Source organism: Georgenia daeguensis, from assembly GCF_039537705.1.
Lineage (GTDB): Bacteria > Actinomycetota > Actinomycetes > Actinomycetales > Actinomycetaceae > Georgenia > Georgenia daeguensis.
Genome location: NZ_BAABBA010000003.1, coordinates 296979 through 313132, shown reverse-complemented (window position 1 = coordinate 313132; position 16154 = coordinate 296979). Strand labels below are relative to the sequence as shown.

General features: G+C 75.5%; 17 protein-coding genes. 8 read left to right on the top strand and 9 right to left on the bottom strand.

All coding sequences use genetic code 11. The annotated features are described in order from the left end of the window. Nucleotides 1-85: 85 nt before the first annotated feature. The 4 genes from ABD774_RS04755 to clsA are packed head-to-tail and all read right to left on the bottom strand — an operon-like array spanning nt 86 to nt 2995. Nucleotides 86-1069: a DUF881 domain-containing protein gene (locus ABD774_RS04755; RefSeq protein WP_345038211.1), complete on the bottom strand. Its 984-nt coding sequence runs from the start codon at nt 1067-1069 to the stop codon at nt 86-88. Further along, a complete protein-coding gene (locus ABD774_RS04750; RefSeq protein ID WP_345038208.1) occupies nt 1066-1398 on the bottom strand; it encodes a small basic family protein in 333 nt (110 codons plus the stop codon). Before ABD774_RS04750 ends, ABD774_RS04755 begins: the two co-directional genes overlap by 4 nt. Next, a complete protein-coding gene (locus ABD774_RS04745) occupies nt 1398-2387 on the bottom strand; it encodes a DUF881 domain-containing protein (protein WP_345038206.1) in 990 nt (329 codons plus the stop codon). Before ABD774_RS04745 ends, ABD774_RS04750 begins: the two co-directional genes overlap by 1 nt. Further along, the gene (clsA, locus tag ABD774_RS04740) at nt 2384-2995 is read right to left on the bottom strand and encodes a cardiolipin synthase ClsA (RefSeq protein WP_345038204.1); all 612 of its coding nucleotides are present in this window, start codon (nt 2993-2995) and stop codon (nt 2384-2386) included. Before clsA ends, ABD774_RS04745 begins: the two co-directional genes overlap by 4 nt. A 95-nt stretch (nt 2996-3090) precedes the next feature. On the opposite strand from clsA, the gene ABD774_RS04735 reads away from it, so the two are divergent. Further along, complete coding sequence (locus tag ABD774_RS04735; protein ID WP_345038202.1) at nt 3091-3720, top strand: DUF4126 domain-containing protein; 630 nt, start codon at nt 3091-3093, stop codon at nt 3718-3720. A gap of 40 nt (nt 3721-3760) precedes the next feature. Further along, nucleotides 3761-4750, top strand: a complete 990-nt coding sequence (locus tag ABD774_RS04730) for an LLM class F420-dependent oxidoreductase (RefSeq protein WP_345038200.1) — start codon at nt 3761-3763, stop codon at nt 4748-4750. Nucleotides 4751-4883: 133 nt separating this feature from the next. Here ABD774_RS04730 and ABD774_RS04725 read toward each other — a convergent pair whose 3' ends face one another. The 3 genes from ABD774_RS04725 to pepN form a co-directional block, all read right to left on the bottom strand. Then, entirely contained in the window at nt 4884-5765 is an 882-nt protein-coding gene (locus ABD774_RS04725) for a ribonuclease H family protein (RefSeq protein ID WP_345038197.1), read from the bottom strand. 90 nt (nt 5766-5855) lie between these two features. Then, nucleotides 5856-7013, bottom strand: a complete 1158-nt coding sequence (locus ABD774_RS04720; RefSeq protein WP_345038195.1) for a glucose-1-phosphate adenylyltransferase family protein — start codon at nt 7011-7013, stop codon at nt 5856-5858. 27 nt (nt 7014-7040) lie between these two features. Beyond that, nucleotides 7041-9653: an aminopeptidase N gene (gene pepN / locus ABD774_RS04715; RefSeq protein WP_345038193.1), complete on the bottom strand. Its 2613-nt coding sequence runs from the start codon at nt 9651-9653 to the stop codon at nt 7041-7043. Nucleotides 9654-9757: 104 nt separating this feature from the next. On the opposite strand from pepN, the gene ABD774_RS04710 reads away from it, so the two are divergent. The 6 genes from ABD774_RS04710 to ABD774_RS04685 all read left to right on the top strand — a co-directional run bounded on the left by ABD774_RS04710 (nt 9758) and on the right by ABD774_RS04685 (nt 13933). Beyond that, complete coding sequence (locus ABD774_RS04710; protein WP_345038191.1) at nt 9758-10645, top strand: universal stress protein; 888 nt, start codon at nt 9758-9760, stop codon at nt 10643-10645. A gap of 72 nt (nt 10646-10717) precedes the next feature. Next, entirely contained in the window at nt 10718-11284 is a 567-nt protein-coding gene (locus tag ABD774_RS04705; RefSeq protein ID WP_345038189.1) for a DUF6328 family protein, read from the top strand. Beyond that, on the top strand, nt 11281-11706 hold the full coding sequence (gene arfB, locus ABD774_RS04700; protein ID WP_425554465.1) for an alternative ribosome rescue aminoacyl-tRNA hydrolase ArfB: 426 nt from the start codon (nt 11281-11283) through the stop codon (nt 11704-11706). The genes ABD774_RS04705 and arfB overlap by 4 nt, the downstream gene beginning before the upstream one ends. Then, entirely contained in the window at nt 11703-12887 is a 1185-nt protein-coding gene (locus ABD774_RS04695; protein ID WP_345038185.1) for a winged helix DNA-binding domain-containing protein, read from the top strand. The genes arfB and ABD774_RS04695 overlap by 4 nt, the downstream gene beginning before the upstream one ends. 128 nt (nt 12888-13015) lie before the next feature. Beyond that, a complete protein-coding gene (locus tag ABD774_RS04690; RefSeq protein WP_345038183.1) occupies nt 13016-13441 on the top strand; it encodes a VOC family protein in 426 nt (141 codons plus the stop codon). 30 nt (nt 13442-13471) lie between these two features. After that, on the top strand, nt 13472-13933 hold the full coding sequence (locus ABD774_RS04685; RefSeq protein WP_345038180.1) for a methyltransferase family protein: 462 nt from the start codon (nt 13472-13474) through the stop codon (nt 13931-13933). 54 nt (nt 13934-13987) lie between these two features. On the opposite strand, the gene ABD774_RS04680 is transcribed toward ABD774_RS04685, so the two are convergent. Both ABD774_RS04680 and ABD774_RS04675 read right to left on the bottom strand, forming a co-directional pair. Further along, nucleotides 13988-15649 carry a LuxR C-terminal-related transcriptional regulator gene (locus ABD774_RS04680; protein ID WP_345038178.1) on the bottom strand — a complete coding sequence of 554 codons (1662 nt, stop codon included), beginning with the start codon at nt 15647-15649 and terminating at the stop codon, nt 13988-13990. Nucleotides 15650-15708: 59 nt separating this feature from the next. Continuing rightward, a complete protein-coding gene (locus ABD774_RS04675; protein ID WP_345038176.1) occupies nt 15709-16071 on the bottom strand; it encodes a VOC family protein in 363 nt (120 codons plus the stop codon). Nucleotides 16072-16154 lie beyond the last annotated feature (83 nt).

Below are 16154 nucleotides of genomic sequence, written 5' to 3'. Positions count from 1 at the left end.
TCCTGCGTCGTCGTGGTCCGGCCCTCGGCCGCCGTCCTAGAAGCAACAATAGGGGTCAACGGCCCGTGGTTGTCGGACGAGCCGGTCATCCGTCCGACTCCTCGGGCGGCACCGGGGTCGCGTGCTCGGGCTCGGTCAGCTCCTTGGTCGCGGTGATCCGGAGATCCTCCTCCTCCGTCACGGTCACCTCGCCGCCGGCGTTGCGTACGGAGGCGAGCGCACCGCCGGGGATGTCGAGCGCCACGGAGAGCGTCGCCGGATCGCCGATGGCGAGCCACTCGTAGGGGCTGTCGACCACGGCGCCGTCCACCACCAGCCCGCCCTCCGGTCCGTCCAGGATCCAGCTGCTGGCCGTGAGGCGCTGACCGGACAGCTCGACCGACTCGACCCCGGCGTTGCGCAGCTCCTCCAGGATGGTCACGAAGACCTGGGCGCGCACGCCCCCGCCCGGGTCCTCGATCTCCACCCGGACGCCGGGGCCGTGCACGGGCAGCGTGCCTGCCAGGACGCCCCGCGTCCGGGCCTGGATCTCCGCCGCCTCCTGCGCGGCCTCGCGGGACGTCGTGCTCGAGCGCAGTTCGGCGAGGTCCCGGCGCAGCTCCTCCTGCTCGTCGGAGAGGTCGGCGTTGCGCTGGGTGAGCTCGTCGAGGAGCCGGACGAGATCGTCCTGCCGCATCCCGGAGAGCACGTCCTCCTGGGTCTGACGGACCTGGGCGACGACGGCGAAGCCGAGGCCGGCGCACAGCAGTGCGACCGCGACGTGCCCGAGGGTGAGGCGCGGGACGAGCAGGGAGCGCCAGCGCTCGTGGGTGGGACGCTCCCCGGAAGATGCCGCCGGGTCAGCAGGTGGAGTCGCGCCTGCATGCGCCGCCGGGCCGCCACTCGCTTCGCGTCCCGCGGCGGCGTCGGGTCGCGCGGGCGCGTCGGGTTTCGCGGGCGCGTCGGGTTCCGTGGGCGCGTCAGGTCGCGCGGCCCCGGAGCTCGCCGCGGTCGGGGCGTCCGGGGTGCTGCGACCGGGCTCGGCCCGCCTGTCGCCTGCCGAGGTCTGGTCCGGGCGTGCCGGGCTCATGCGCGGAAGACGTGCCGGCGGATCGCCGCGACGTTGGAGAAGATGCGGATGCCGAGGACCACGACGACGGCGGTGCTCAGCTGCGTGCCGACGCCGAGCTGGTCGCCGAGCCAGACGATGAACGCGGCGACGAGCACGTTGAAGACGAACGAGACCACGAAGACCCGTTCGTTGAACACGCCGTCGAAGCGGGCCCGCAGGCCCCCGAAGAGCGCGTCGAGCGCGGCGATCACGGCGATGGGCAGGTAGGGCTGGAAGAAGCTCGGCACCGTGGGATCGAGCAGGACGCCGGCGACGACCCCCAGTGCGAGTCCGACCAGAGCGAGCACTAGCCCACCTTCCCCTCCGACGCCCGTCCCCGGGCGGCCGCCGTGCCGTCACCCGAGGGTTTCACATCCTGCGCCGGGTTCGAAACGCCCGCGCCGCCGTCGCCGGACGTGAGCGGCTCCGCGAGGCGCGGGGTCAGCTGGGGCAGCGCCTCCAGCTCGAGCTCGTCGGCGGCCCGGATGTCCACGCGGATGCCGTAGCTGCTCCGCAGCACCCCCAGGTGGGTGCTCGCCGGCGTGCGGGCGAGTCTCGTCTGCAGGTCCGCCGGGTCACCGACCACCTCGACCTCGTAGGGCGAGACCACGGGGTCGAGGTTGACCAGGATGGCCTCTCCCGCCGTGCGGATCGCGCTCGTCGACCCCAGGCGGTGCCCGTCGACGGAGATCGCCTCGGCGCCCGACGCCCACAAGGAGTTCACGAGGACCTGCAGGTCGACGTCGGTGACCCGCTCGTCCTCCGCGCCGGCGACGCCGAGCTGCGCCGCGTCGGAGTCCTCCAGCTCCACGACGATCCCGGGGCCGCGCACAGCGACCTGCCCGGACGCCGCGCCCAGATCCGTCACGGTGGCGAGGAGATCCCCGTCGGCGCGCGAGAGCGCGGCGTCCCGCAGGCTCGTGATCTCCGCGTTGCGCTCCTCGTTCGCGGCGCGCAGCTCCTCACCCTCCGCCGCCCGCTCCTCGATCTGCTCGACGAGCAGCGCGCGGGCGGGGAGCATGCCCGACTGCGGCCCGCGCAGCTCGCGCGCCGCCCACACCCCTCCCATGCCGATGGCCGCGCAGAGCATCAGGACGACGCCCCGGCGCCACGCCGGGACCTTCCGGTCAGGCCGGGCGGCGCGGGCGGCGACGGCGAGGTACCCGGCGTCGAGCGGGTTCTCGAGCAGCTCGCGCAGGAGCGACATCGACTCGTCGGGCCGTCTCGGCCGGGTGGCCGGGCCGGCCACCGCCGGCGGCGCGCCCGGCCCGCCGGCGTCGTCGCGGGCGTGCGTCATGATCGGGTGCGGCCGCGGTCCTGGCGCACGATGCGCACCACCTGCTCCACGTAGAGCAGGGCGGCGAACCAGTACAGCCCGACTCCCCACCAGGCGCTGGCCCACCCGAACGTCCAGGCCAGCGTCCCCACCGTCCCGGGGACGCCGGCGAGCAGCAGCAGCGGGAAGGCGTACATCAGCGCGAAGGTCCCGGCCTTGCCGGCGAGGTGGACGGGCAGCGGACCGTAGCCGTGCCGGGTGAGGATGGGCAGCAGTCCCGCCAGCACGACGTCACGCGCGACGATGACGAGCACCAGCCACCACGGCACGAGGTCGCGCCAGGCGAGCCCGACGAGGGTCACGAAGATGTAGAGGCGGTCGGCCGCCGGGTCGAGGAGCTGCCCCAGCCGGCTCGTCTGGTTGAAGCGCCGGGCGATCACGCCGTCGAACCAGTCGCTGGCGCCGGCGACCACCAGCACGACGAGCGCGGCGACGTCCTGCTCGTTGAGGATCAGGACGCCGAAGACGGGCACGAGCAGCAGCCGCAGCGCCGAGATCACGTTCGGGACGGTCCAGACCCGGTCGGCGACCTCTCTGCCCGCCTGGCTCTGGGGCGTCCGCGTTCTCACCGCCCCAGCCTATGCGGCGCCGCTGTCACCGGGTGTGCTTGTCGGCGGGCGGGTTGCGCCGCGCGCCAGCTCCCGCGCCGTGGGACCCTGCTGGCGTGCTCGAGCTGCTCACGGGGTCCGGGATGGCGATGGCCGCCGGCCTCAACGGGTACGTCCCCCTGATCGGGCTGGGCCTGCTCTCCCGCTACACCGACCTGCTCGCCCTCCCGGCAGGCTGGGGCTGGCTCGAGAGCACACCGGCCCTGGTGGTGCTCGGCGTCCTGCTGGCCGTGGAGGTGGTCGCGGACAAGATCCCGGTGGTCGACTCCGTCAACGACGTGCTGCAGACGGTGGTGCGGCCCGCCGCCGGCGGCATCGTCTTCGCCGCGGGCTCCGCCTCGGAGACGACGGCGGTGGCCGATCCCGGCACCCTGCTGCAGGACTGGCAGTGGGTGCCGGTCGTGCTGGGCGTGCTGCTCGCCCTCACCACGCACACCACCAAGGCCGTCGCCCGGCCGGCGGTCAACACGGTGACTGCGGGCACCGGCGCACCCGTGGTCTCGGCGGCGGAGGACGTCTCCGCGGTGGCCCTGGTGCTGGTCTCGGTGGTGCTGCCCGCCCTGGTGGCGCTGCTCGTCGTCGTGGTCGTCGTCCTCCTCGTGCTCGCGGTCCGGCGCCGGATCGCCGCCCGGGCGGCCAGGCCGCTGCGGCACGCGAGCGGCGGACCGCCCGGGCTCCCGGGCTAGCGTCGCGCCGTCACGCCCGGCGCGCCCTACGCTGTCGCCCATGAGATTCGGACTCTTCCTCCCGCAGGGCTGGCGCTTCGACCTGGCGGGCATCGACGACTCCCAGCACTGGCCGACCATGGTCTCATTGGCGCGCCGCGCGGACGCGGGCGAGCTGTGGGAGTCGGTGTGGGTCTACGACCACTTCCACACCACCCCGGTCCCGAGCGAGGAGGCGACGCACGAGGCGTGGTCCCTCATGGCGGGGCTCGCGGCCAGCACCGACCGGGTGCGGCTGGGTCAGATGTGCACGTGCATGGCGTACCGCAACCCGATGTACCTCGCGAAGGTGGCGGCCACGGTCGACCACATCAGCGGCGGGCGCCTCGAGATGGGCATCGGCGCCGGCTGGTACGAGCACGAGTGGCGCGCCTACGGGTACGGCTTCCCGCGGGCCGGTGCACGGCTGAAGATGCTCGAGGAGGGCGTGCAGATCTTCGAGCAGGCCTGGCGGCAGGGGGTCGCGACCTTCCACGGCGAGCACTACGACGTCGATGGCGCGATCTGCCGCCCCCTGCCGCTCCAGCCGGGCGGGGTCCCGCTGTGGATCGCGGGCGGCGGCGAGAAGGTCACCCTCCGGATCGCCGCGCAGCACGCCCGGTACACGAACTTCGACGGCACGCTCGAGGGCTTCACCCGCAAGAGCGCGATCCTGCGCGAGCACTGCGCCGCGGTGGGGACGGACTTCGAGCAGATCACCCGGTCGGCCAACTACAACGTCCTGATCGGCTCCACGGAGGCGGAGGTCCGGGAGCGCACCGACGAACTGGTGGCCCGGCTCAGCCCGCACATGGACGAGGACCACGTGGAGAAGCAGCTGCGCGGCTTCCGCGGCATGCCCGCCTACGGGACGCCCGAGCAGGTGGTCGAGAAGCTCTCGGCCCTGAAGGCGCAGGGCATGTCCTACGGCATCTTCTACTTCCCCGACGCCGCCTACACCACGGAGTCGATCGAGCTCTTCGAGCGCGAGGTCATGCCCTCGCTGATGTAGCCGGGCAGTCCGATGCAGCCGGGCGGGGCGTCATGCCCTCGCCGGTCCCGCCGGACGGTGACGCATCCCCTCGCCGACCCCGCCGGTCCGCGAGGGCGCTCTCGCCGACGCCGCCGGGCAGGGAGGTGGCCGGTCACCAGAGGGTGACCGGCTCCTCCGCTTCCGGCACGACGGCGCCCGCCGCAGCCGCGCCCGCGCCCGCGGCTGCGGCTGCGGCTGACGAGACCGACGTCGAGGAAGCCCCGGCGGTCGAGGATCCTCCCGCCGCCCTGGCGCCCGCCGTGGCGGCCTTGGCGGCCGCGACGGCCAGCTCGTCGGCCCGCTCGTTGTGCACGTCACCGGTGTGCCCCCGCACCCACTCAAAGTCGGTGCGCCCGCGGCGCCCCTCGAGCAGCTCGAGGATCTCCTTGACCAGCTCGAGGTTCTCCGGGACCTTGCCGTCACCCTTGCGCCACCCGCGCCGCCGCCAGCCCTTGGCCCACTTGGTCGCGATGTTGATGACGTACTGCGAGTCCGCACGGATGAGCAGGGCCCCGTCAGGGCCGGCGTGGCGCAGCCCCTCGCGCAGCGCGAGCAGCTCGCCGATGTTGTTGGTGCCGTGCGGCAGCCCGCCCGACCCGGTCTCCCCGGTGGTCTGGTCCACCCAGGCCCAGCCGGTCGGGCCGGGGTTGCCGAGGGCCGACCCGTCGGTCGCGATGACCTTGTCGTAGCCGTCGGTGGGACGCGGCGGCTCGTCGACGGCCACCGCGGCCTTGCCCGTGCGCGCCGGCGCCCCCGGCTCGGCGGGGCTGAGCCCCTTCTCGCGCAGGAGGGCGGGGACCTGCTCCCCGTGCCAGACGAAGAACGGTGTGCCGTCCTTGAGCGTGCGCTCGGCAGCCAGCCCGTCGGCCAGCGCCTTCTCCGTGGCGCTGCTGCCGTCCTTGAGGCCGAGCTCGCTCAGGTGCGTGCCGATCTGCCGGGCGGTGAGCCCGAACTGCTTCCCGAGCTCGGTCTGCGTGGACCACTTCTTGGGCAAATGTCTCTCCTCGTGCGGGGCGGGCGGGTGCCCGGCGACCGTCAACCCTACGCCGCGCCGCCGCTCACGCCGGGCAGCCGAGGGGGCGCGTCACTCGGGGTACCGGCCTCCCGCCGGCACCCGCTTGCGGGGATGGACGACGGCGTGGGCCGCCACCAGCGCGACGACGTCGCCCTCTGCCGCTCCCCCGACCTCGGCCCGGCCGCGCACCCGCACCCCCTCGTCCACCACCGTCCGGCGCACGACGGCGCCCGGCCCCACCCGGACGTCGTCGAGCAGCACGGAGTCGATCACCTCCGCGCCCGCCGCCACCCGCACCCCGGCGCCGAGCACGCTGCGCCGCACGGTGCCCTCGACGACGCTGCCGGGCCCGAGCAGCGCGTCCGCGACCTGGCCGGCGCCGAGCACGCGCGCGCCCCCGTGGCGCCGCACACGGGTGGTGACGGGCCAGGCGGGGTCGTCCAGGTCGAACGGCGGCCGGTCGAGCAGGTCCATGTGCACCCGCCAGTACTCCTCCACGGTGCCGACCTCCGCCCAGTAGCCCTGGTGGCGCTGCTCGACGGCCTCGCCGCGTCCGACCAGGGCCGGGAGCAGATGGTCGCCGAGGTCGCCCAGGCCGTCGGCCCCGCGCGCGGACCGGACGTCCTCGAGGCCGGCGAGCAGGGCCGCCGGGTCGAACGCAAGCACCCCGGTGGCGGCGAGGTCGCCGCGGGGGTGCTCCGGCCGGCTCACGTACTCCGTGACCCGTCCCTCGTGCACCTGGACAGTCCCGTGGCGGGGCAGGTCCCCGTCGCGCCGGGTGGTCACCACCGTGAGCGCCGCGCGGGCGGCCAGGTGCCGGGCGACGACGTCGGTGAAGTCCATGCGGTACACCGCGCCGGCCGGGGCGACGAGGACCACCTCGGGCTCGTGGGCCCGGATCGCCCCGGCACGACGCCACAGCGCCTCCGCCGTCCCGGCGAGCGGCTCCCCCGGCTCCGGTCCGAGCACGAGCAGCCCGCCGCGCGTGCGGTCCAGGTCCCACGGCCGCCCGCCCGCGAGGTGTTCGGTGACCGAGAGCGGGTGGTGCTGCTCGACCACCCACACGTCCGAGATGCCGCTGTTGGCGGCGTGGCTGAGCGTGAAGTCGATGAGCCGGTGCGTGCCGCCGTACGGCAGGGCGGGTTTCGCACGCCTCGCGGTGAGGGACTCCAGGCGTGAGCCGGCGTCCCCGGCGAGCACGACGAGCAGGGTGCGGGTGAGGGCCAAGGGGGTCTCCTTCGGGCGGGTGGCGCGTCAGGGCCGCGCGGCCTCCTGGGCGCGCAGGGATCGCAGCAGCTGGTCGCGGGCCTCGATGACCAGACGGCGCAGGGCGGCGGGGGCGTCGGCGTTCTCCTCCAGCCACGCGGTGGTGCGCAGGACCACCGGGTCGTCCTGGGGCGCCCGGCCCGCCACGGCGTCCTGGTGGCCCGGGTAGAGGCGCCGGACGAGCCGGCTCGCGATCTCGATGCTGTGCCGCTCCCAGATCTGGCGCAGCGCGTCGAAGTACCGCTCGGTGAAGGGCGCGGTCAGCTCGCGGTGCCACGGCTGGGTGAAGCCGGTCAGCGTGGCGTCCACGTGGTCGTTGCTCAGCGCACCGGGGGTCATCAGCGTGTCCCACGACGCCGCCTTGACGTCGGCGTCCGGGAAGCTCGTGACGGCCGCGAGGTGCTGCGTGGCGCCGTCGGCGGTACGGTCCCGGGCGAGCTCCTCGTCCAGCTCGTCGAGGCTGGCGGCGCCGAGAGCCGCGAGCGCCTGCCACAGGGACCACCGCAGCTCGGGGTCCAGGGGCAGGCCGGGAACCGCCTCGGAACCGCTGAGCAACCCCCGCAGCCGCGGGGCGGCGGCCGGCGTGGTGGCGGCGACCCGGGCGAGCGAGCGGGCCCAGACGAGCTGGGCGTCCGAGCCCGGCTCGGCGTCGCGCAGGTGCCCGAACGAGCCCTGCCCGAGCCGGAGCCGCAGCTCGTCGCGCAGGGCGGGTGGCGCGTAGAGCTCGACGGCGGTGCTGGCGTTGAGGGTGAGGCCGCCGAGGACGGCGCTGTCGGTCTCGGCGGGTCCGTGCCGCAGGACGAGGCCGAGGTAGTCGGCGGCCGGCAGGAGGGCGTCGCGGGTGGCGTTCCACAGGGCGGCCCAGACGAGCGAGCGGGCGAGAGGCTCGCGCAGGTCTCCGAGGTGCTCGCGGACCGTGGCGAGGGAGTCGGCGTCGAGCCGGAGCTTGCCGTAGGTGAGGTCGTCGTCGTTGACGAGCACGAGCGCCGGGCGGGGCAGTCCCGCCGCCCCGGGCACCGGGGCGCTCTCCCCGGTGAGCTCGACCTCGAACCGGTGGGTGCGGGTCAGGGCGGCTGCGCCGTCGGCCTCCGTCAGGTCGTAGAGGCCGACTGCGAGGCGGTGCGGGCGGACCACGGTCTGGCCCGTCCGCGGGTCGGTGCCGCTCTGGTGGACGCTCAGCGAGCCGATGCGGTCCCCGGCGGCGACGAGCTCCGCACGCAGGGTCGGGGTGCCGGCCGTCTGCAGCCACAGCCGGCTCCACTCCCCCAGCTCGCGGCCGGAGGTGGCCTCCAGCGCGGCGAGGAGGTCGGGCAGCGTGGTCGATCCGTAGGCGTGCTCGGCGAAGTACCGGCGGGCGCCCGCGAAGAACGCGTCGGTGCCCACGTAGGCGACCAGCTGCTTCAGCACGGCGGCACCCTTGGCGTAGGTGATGCCGTCGAAGTTCTGCTTGGCCGCCTCCAGGTCCGGGATGTCCGCGACCACGGGATGGGTGGTGGGCAGCTGGTCCTGGGTGTAGGCCCAGGCCTTGCGGCGGTTGGCGAAGGAGACCCACGCGCCGGTGAACTCGGTGGCGGCGACGGAGGCGTGGGCACCCATGTAGTCGGCGAAGGACTCCTTGAGCCACAGGTCGTCCCACCACCGCGGGGTCACGAGGTCGCCGAACCACATGTGGGCCATCTCGTGCAGGATCGTGTTGGCGCGGCCCTGGTGCTGGGCGCGGGTGGCGGCCGAGCGGAACACGTAGGACTCGGTGAACGTGACGCAGCCCGGGTTCTCCATCGCCCCGAGGTTGTACTCGGGGACGAAGACCTGGTCGTACTTGCCCCAGGGGTACGGGGTGCCGAAGTGCTCGTGGAAGAAGTCCAGGCCCTGACGCGTCACCGTGAGGATCTCCTCGGCGTCGAGGTGCTCGGCCAGGGAGGCCCGGCACAGCACCCCGAGCTCGACGTCGAGGGTGCCGCCGTCGGCGAGCGCGCCCGACCACCGCCCGTCCACCCGGTGGTAGCGCCCGGCGACCACCGCGGTGAGGTAGCTCGAGACTGGCGGCGTCGGCGCGAACGCGGTGCGCACGGTGCCGTCCCCCCGGTCCTCCGACCCTGTCGCGGGCTGGTTGGACAGGACCCGCCAGCCGGCCGGCGCGACGACGGCGAAGGTGAAGGGTGCCTTGAGGTCAGGCTGCTCGAACACCGCCATGACGCGCCGGGAGTCCGCCGGCTCGTACTGGGTGTAGAGGTAGGTCTCGCCGTCGGCGGGGTCGACGAACCGGTGCAGCCCCTCCCCGGAGCGGGAGTACGCCGCCTCGCCGACGACCGTGACCTCGTTCTCGGCCGCCAGCCCGTCCAGCGTGATGCGGGCGCCGTCGTAGCAGGCCGCGGGGTCGACCTCGCGCCCGTTGACGACGACGGAGCGCACCTCGCCGAGGAAGTCCAGGAACGTCGCCGGTGCGCTGGCCGTGAAACGCACGGTCGTGGTGGAGCCGAAGGTGTCGCGACCGAGGTCGCGGGCGCCGCCGAGGTCGAGCTCGACGCGGTAGTCGCGCACGGTGAGGCGGTCGGACCGCTCGGCGGCCTCCGCGCGGGTGAGGTTCGCGGTGGTGGTCACCAGGGCAGGTTAGCCACCCCGGTCCCGCACCCCCGCCCGGCGGCGGCCCGGGTCGGCAGTGCATTCCGGCGTGTCGCCCCGCCGACGGCGGCAGACTCAGGGCCATGGACACACTGGACGTTCCCGAGGGCGCCGTCGTCGCCGGCGTGGACGGCTCCGCGCGGGCGGCACGCGCGCTCGAGCTCGCCGCCCGCGAGGCCGAGCGACGCAGGGCCGTGCTCCACGTGGTCCACGCGTTCCCGTGGCTCAGCCAGGCGCACGGGTGGGAGTTCGCCCCGGAGGCCGGGGCCATGTCCGTCGCCGAGCGGGTCGTCGCCGACGCCGTCGACCAGGTCCGTGCCGCCCACGGCGGGCTCACCGTGACGGGGCAGGTGGTTGTCGACGACCCCACGGTCGTGCTGGTCGAGGCCTCGGAACGCGCCGCCATCGTCGTCATCGGGGCACGCGGCCTCGGGCGGGTCGCGGGCCAGCTGCTGGGCTCGGTGTCCCAGAAGGTGGCGGCGCACGCGCACGGCCCCGTGCTCGTGGTGCGGGAGCAGGCCCCGGACGACGGCGGACCCGTCGCCGTCGGCGCGGACCCGTCCGGCGACGCGCCCGAGGTTCTCGAGTACGCCTTCGAGGAGGCCGTCCGCCGCGGCACCGGCCTGCTGGCCGTCCTGGCGGTCGAGCCCGAGTCGGTGCCGCCCGACTACGACGACGACCGGGTGACGACGCTGCTGCAGCAGGCCACCAGGACGACCCAGGAGCGCTTCCGCGCGGACCTCGCGGCGTGGGAGCGTCGCTACCCGGGCGTCCCGGTGGAGCCGCTCCTTCCCCGCCAGCACCCGGTGGAGGCCCTCGTCACGGCCGCGGAGCGCGCCTGCGTCGTCGTGGTCGGCAGCCGGGGCAGGCGCGGCCTGCGGGCCGTGCGCCTCGGCTCGGTCGCCCGCGGGGTGCTCCACCGCGCCCCGGCGGTCGTCGTCGTGCGTGTCCCGGCCGCCGGACGGGGCTGAACCCCGGCACGCCGCCGCGCCCGCGGCCCTGGGCGGTCCTACGCTGAAGCCGTCGAGGACCGAGGAGGGTGCGTGGACGATCGGACGGGTGGGACGGGTGGGGGTCGTGACGGGACGGCCGGTGGCCACGGCGAGCGTGCCGACGACGACGGCTGGAACAAGGGCCGCCACGAGACGCCCGACGAGCGTGCCGACCGCAACTGGAACGAGCTCCTCCAGGAGCTGCGCGTCACCCAGACCGGCGTCCAGCTGCTCACGGGCTTCCTGCTCACCCTGCCTTTCCAGCAGCGCTTCGCCGACCTCGACGACGTCCAGGTCGGCATGTACCTCACGCTCGTCCTCCTCGCGGCGCTCACGACCGTGCTGGTCATCGCCCCCGTGAGCCTGCACCGGCTGCTCTTCGGGCGCCGTCTCAAGGCGACGACCGTGCGGACGGGCCACGCGATCGCGCTCGCCGGGCTCGCCTCGCTCGCGCTGGTCGTGGCCGGCACGGTGCTGCTGGTCTTCGACGTCGTCGTGGGCCGGTCGACCGCGATCGCGGTGGCGGCCGCCGTGCTCATGGTGGTCATCCTCGGGTGGCTCGTGGCCCCGCTGGTGTTCGGGCGCCGCGCGGCACCGGCGGAGGACGCCGACGCGTGAGCGACCCCGTCCGCGTCACCTCCACCGTCCACCTCGACCCGGCGGAGCTGCGCTGGCGCTTCTCGCGCGCCTCCGGCCCGGGCGGTCAGGGCGTGAACACCACCGACTCGAGGGTCGAGCTCTCGTTCGACGTGACGCGCTCCCCGGCCCTCTCGGACGTCCAGCGCAGCCGCGTCCTCGACCGCCTCGGCGGCCGGCTCAGCGACGGTGTGCTCACCGTCGTCGCCGCCGAGCACCGCTCGCAGCTGCAGAACCGCAGGGCCGCGCTCGACCGGCTCGTCGAGCAGCTGCAGGAGGCGCTGGCGCCCCCGCCCCGGCCCCGTCGCCCCACCCGCCCGTCCCGCGGTGCGGTCCGGCGCCGCGCCGAGGCCAAGCAGCGCCGCAGCTCGACCAAGCAGCTGCGCCGCCGCCCGGAGCGGTGACCGGCGACCTGACGGCCGGCGAGGTGCTCGCCCGCCGCGCGGCCCGCCACCACCTCCTCACGCCGGCCGTGGAGGGTCCGGCGGCGGCGGCGCGGGTCGTCTGCGGCGTCCACGCCCAGATCATGTCGGCCGCCGAGCTCTCGCTCGGGCTGCGCGTGGCCGGCGCCACGCGCTCGCACGTGCGTCGCGCGCTGTGGGAGGACCGCACCCTCGTCAAGACCTTCGGCCCGCGCGGCACGGTGCACCTGCTCGCCGCCGAGGACCTGCCGCTGTGGACCGCGGCGCTGTCCGCCGTCCCCCGCCCCGGCGAGAGCTGGGCCGACGAGGTACGCCTCACGCCCGACCGGACCGAGGCCGTACTCGCGGCGATCGTCGACGCCCTCCGCGGCGAGCCTCTGACGGCCGAGGAGCTCGGCGAGGCCGTGGTGGAGCGGACGGGTGCGTGGGCGGCCGACCCGGTGCTGCCCGCCTTCGGCGGCTGGTGGCCGCGCTGGCGGCAGGCGCTGGGCACCGCGGCGCACCGCGGCACGGTCGTGTTCGGGCCCGACCGGGGACGGCGTGCGACGTACACGCACCCCATGCGGGCGGTGCCCGGGTTCGCGCCCGCGGATCAGCAGACGGCGCTGCGCTTCCTGGTGCGCTCCTACCTCCACGCCTACGGGCCGGCCTCCTCCGACCACCTCGCACGCTGGCTGGCAGCGCCGCCCGCGTGGGCCGCCGACCTGATCACCACGATGGGTGACGAGCTCGAGGCCGTCACGATCCAGGGCGCCGGTCCCCTCTGGCAGCTCGCGGACGAGCGGCCCGCGCAGGTCGGCCGGCCCCCCGCCGAGCCGCCGCCGGCCGAGGCGCTGCCCGGGGTCCGCCTGCTGCCCTACTTCGACGCCTACGTCGTCGGGTCCCACCCGCGCGACCTGATCTTCCCCGGCCGCGCCGCGGACCGGGCCCTGAACCGCGGCCAGGCTGGCAACTATCCCGTCCTGCTCGTCGACGGCGTGGTGGCCGGCGTCTGGCACCTGCGCCGGTCCGGGACCCGGCTGGCCGTCACCGTCGAGCCGCTGCGGGCCCTCGGTGAGGCTCGGCGGCGCGAGCTCGAGGAGCAGGTCGAGCGCGTCGGCCACATCCTCGAGGGCACCGCGACGCTGACCGTGGGCAGGTTGAGCGTGGGCCCGCACGCGTGAGCGGCGGCCCGGACGCACGGCCGGCGGGACGCATGGTCGGCGGGGCGCCCGCGTGGGGGCCGCCCACGCTGGGACGGTGACGGCCCCGGCGAGACCCCTCGGTCGGTGCCCTGCGTTACTGTCCCGGCATGGAGCAGCGAGTGAGCCTGGTCACCCTCGGCGTCGCCGACCTCGACAGGGCCCGTTCCTTCTACTCGGGGCTCGGCTGGTCGCCGACGCGGGACCTGGACGAGGTGGTCTTCTACCAGGCGGGCGGGATCGTCGTCGCCCTGTGGGGCCGGGCGGAGCTGGCGGCGGACACGGCCGTGCGCGACTCCGGCGGCTGGGGCGGCATCACCCTCGCCCACAACGTGCGCAGCCCGGCCGAGGTGGACGCCGTGCTCGCGGAGGCGGAGCGCGCCGGCGGGCGGGTGCGCCGCGCCGGCGCACCGACGGAGTGGGGCGGCTACTCGGGCGTCTTCTCCGACCCGGACGGTCACGCCTGGGAGGTCGCGCACAACCCGGAGTGGACCGTCACGGACGACGGCGCCACGCTGATCTCCGGGCCGGTCTGAGGCGAGGGCCGGCGAGTGGACCGTGCCGACGTGACGCGGGGCCGGGGGACGGACCTCGCTGACCTGCTCGTGGCCGCGCAGGCGGCCGCGCTGACGGGCGTGCTCTGGCCCGGCCGGGCGCGGTGGCGCCTGCCGGCGGCGGCGATCGTGGGCGCGGGCGCGCTCGTCGTCTCGGGAGGCGCCCTCGCGCTCGCCGGCGCCGCCCCGCACACCCGCCTGACGCCCCGCGTGCGCCCGCCCGCCGACGCCCGTCTCCTCACCACCGGTGTGTACGCGCGGACCCGCAACCCCATCTACGTGGGGCTGACCGCCGCGACGTGGGGCGCCGCCGTGCTGCGGCGCCGACGCGGGCCGCTGGTCGCGGCCGCGGCGCTGACGGCCGTGCTGGCCGTGAAGTCACGCCTCGAGGAGGGCGCCCTGGCCGATCGGTTCGGTCCCGCCTACCTCGACTACGCCGCCCGCACGCCGCGGTTCCTCGGGCGGGCCCGCTGAGCGGAGCGCGCGATGTGTTCGCGTGACCTGGGCCTGCGTGACTTCTGCCTACCGTCAGGCCCTGACCAGCCCGTGCTCGTAGGCGTAGGCGGTGGCGGCGGCCCGGGACGGCAGGTCGAGCTTGTCGAAGATGTTGGACAGGTGGCGCGCGACCGTCTTCTCGCTGAGGAACAGCTCGGCGGCGATCGCCCGGTTCGTCCGGCCGGTGGCGACGAGCCGGAGCACCTCGACCTCACGGTCGGTCAGCCCCACGACCCGCGGCACGCCCGGGGCGAGCCGGCCGAGGTCTGCCCGCGCCACCGCCAGGTCCGGCCCCGCACCGAGCCGCTCGAAGGCCTGGCACGCGGACTCCAGCTCGAGCCGGGCTCCGTCCTCGTCCCCGACTGCGCACCCCGCCCGGGCGAGCAGCAGGCGTGCGCGGGCGACCTCGTAGGGCACGTCGAGGCGGACCCAGGCGGCCCAGGAGCGCCGGAGCGGCTCCAGGGCGGCGCGCGCACGCCCCTGCGCGAGCAGGACCTCCCCGGCGGCCCGGTCGGCCAGGGCGGTGAGCATGCCGCCGGTGCCGCCGCGGACCGCGGCGAGCTCGGCGGCGGCCCGGGCGGCGCCGTCGAGGTCGCCGTCGGCGAGGAGGATCTCGGCGGCCGCGGCGAGGAGGGGCACCGCGGCGTGCGGGCCCGCCTCCGCCCGGACGCGCCGGACCGCGGCGGCCGCGTCCGTCGTCCTGCCCTGGGCGAGGCGCAGGAGCGACAGCCCGGGCTGCGGCTCGTACCCGTGCACGTCCGCGCTGCGGTAGGCGGCCTCGGCCTCCTCCAGGTCACCGCGCAGCCGGAGCACCTCGCCGAGCTCGTACCACGCCTCTCCTGCACCGCGCTGGCCGGGCGGGTCGCTCAGCCTCGTCACGGCGCGGCCGGCCTCGGCCAGCGCGTCGTCCCAGCTGCCCCGCAGCCGCATGAGGCGGGCGCGGTTCACGAGGCACTCGCCCCGGAAGAGGACCAGATCGGGCTGGGCGTCGCACCAGCGGGTCAGCGCCGTGGTCCACTCCCGCGCCCGCGGCAAATCCATGCTCGCGGTGCAGAGCTCGATGACGGCGCAGTACACGATCCCGGCCGGGACGGCGGAGACCCCGCCGGTCGTCACGTCGACCATCACCTCGTCCAGGGTGGCGAGACCCCGGGCGCTGCGGCCGCGCATCACGTCCCACGCCCCGAGGGTGAGGCGAGCGAGGGCCGTCAGGTCGCGGTCGCCGGCGCGCTCGCCCGTCTCCAGCGCGGCGGCGGCCAGCTCGCCGGCCCGGTCGGCGTCGCCGGAACCAGCGGCGGCGTCGGAACCAGCGAGCATGGCCTGCCGGGCCGTGGCCACCGCGAGGTAGGCCCGCTCCACCTCGCCCGCCCCCGCGTCGACGAGCCGCTGGGCGAGGGACAGCCACCCCGCCCCCCGGGCCGCCTGGCCCCGGTTGAGCAGCGACATGCCGGCCCAGAAGGCGCACCGGGAGGCGCGGTCGGGACGAGCGTCGCCGAGGAAGCCGCGGTAGGACGCGGCGAGCAGGTCGTCGGCCTCGCCGTCGCGGCCCAGGAGCATCGCGGAGGTGGCCAGGCGGAAGAGATCCTCGGGCGGGAGCGCCGCCTCGGCGCCCGCGGCCGCGATGCTCGCGTAGGCCTCGCCCCACTCCCGGCGCGCGTAGGCGCGGCGCCCCCGGTCGAGCTGGTCCACCCTCATCGCTCGCTCCTGCGATCCGCGCGTCGCCGCGCAGCTCAACGGTACCCGGGCACGGGTTCTCAGACGATCTGCTGCACGGCCCAGCCGTTGCCGTCCGGGTCGGAGAAGAAGACGAACCGCCCCCACGGGAAGTCCGCGATCTCGGAGACCGCGACGCCACGGCCGGCCAGCTCGGCGCGCGCGGCCTCGATGTCCGTGACCACCAGCTGCAGGCCCTCGACCGACCCGGGCCGCATCTCGCTCAGTCCCTCGCCGATGGCGATCGAGGCCGGGGAGCCGGGCGGGGTGAGCTGGACGAAACGGACGCCCCCGCCGACGTCGTGGTCGTGGTCGAGGACGAAGCCGGCCCGGTTTACGTAGAAGTCGAGGGCGCGGTCGACGTCGGCGACGGGGACCTGGACGAGCTCGAGGCGGAAGTCCATGGCGCGACCGTACGCTCCCGGCGCGCTGCCCGGGCACGGTTGGGCCCAACCGTTCCCACGGACGCTCGCGATGGGGCACGATC

What these genes read in the sequence shown, in the direction of transcription:
- ABD774_RS04675 (WP_345038176.1), bottom strand. Translation starts at nt 16,071, where the DNA reads ATGGACTTCCGCCTCGAGCTCGTCCAGGTCCCCGTCGCCGACGTCGAC.
- ABD774_RS04680 (WP_345038178.1), bottom strand. Translation starts at nt 15,649, where the DNA reads ATGAGGGTGGACCAGCTCGACCGGGGGCGCCGCGCCTACGCGCGCCGG.
- ABD774_RS04755 (WP_345038211.1), bottom strand. Translation starts at nt 1,069, where the DNA reads ATGAGCCCGGCACGCCCGGACCAGACCTCGGCAGGCGACAGGCGGGCC.
- ABD774_RS04690 (WP_345038183.1), top strand. Translation starts at nt 13,016, where the DNA reads ATGGAGCAGCGAGTGAGCCTGGTCACCCTCGGCGTCGCCGACCTCGAC.
- ABD774_RS04730 (WP_345038200.1), top strand. Translation starts at nt 3,761, where the DNA reads ATGAGATTCGGACTCTTCCTCCCGCAGGGCTGGCGCTTCGACCTGGCG.
- ABD774_RS04745 (WP_345038206.1), bottom strand. Translation starts at nt 2,387, where the DNA reads ATGACGCACGCCCGCGACGACGCCGGCGGGCCGGGCGCGCCGCCGGCG.
- ABD774_RS04710 (WP_345038191.1), top strand. Translation starts at nt 9,758, where the DNA reads ATGGACACACTGGACGTTCCCGAGGGCGCCGTCGTCGCCGGCGTGGAC.